This is a genomic window from Microbacterium sp. CCH5-D1, assembly GCF_001557335.1.
GTDB lineage: Bacteria > Actinomycetota > Actinomycetes > Actinomycetales > Microbacteriaceae > Microbacterium > Microbacterium oxydans.
In genome coordinates, this window is sequence record NZ_LSJW01000153.1 from 1 (window position 1) to 540 (window position 540).

Genomic DNA, 540 nt, shown 5'->3' on the forward strand with positions numbered 1-540 from the left:
GCGACCAGCACGGCCACGGGGAAGCCCCCGACATCCGGCAGCATGAGCCCCAGCCCGAGCCGTGCCGCAGTTCCCGCCGTGCCGCCGGCGGCGACCAGGAGGATGCGGCAAAGGTTCACGTCCGCCACTGTAGTCGCCGCCTGACAGCGGACCGTCCGGATGTCAAGGCGGTGGATACCGGGATGCGCGCCGCGTTGACTGAGCGCATGAATCCCCTGTGGAAGTTCGACCGGACCCTGCCGACCGGAACACCTCTCGAGTCCGGCGCGCGCCATGACGTCGTGATCGTGGGCGCGGGGCTCACCGGGCTCTCGACGGCGGTCATGCTCACCAGAGCGGGCCTCGACGTGGCGGTGATCGACGCCGGCGGGATCGCCGAGCTCGCCAGCGGTGCGAACACCGGAAAGCTGTCCCTGCTGCAGGGCGCGCAGCTCGCGACGATCCGTCGACACCATCCGGCAGAGCTCGTGCGCGCCTACGTGGATGCCAACCGCTCGGGAATGGAATGGCTGCTCGCATTCGCCGAGCTCTCGGGTGTTC

General features: G+C 69.8%; 1 protein-coding gene. It reads left to right on the forward strand.

Translation table 11 applies throughout. The annotated features are described in order from the left end of the window. Positions 1-206 precede the first annotated feature (206 nt). On the forward strand, positions 207-540 hold a 334-nt coding region (locus AX744_RS09595; protein ID WP_157543569.1), incomplete at its 3' end, for an FAD-dependent oxidoreductase.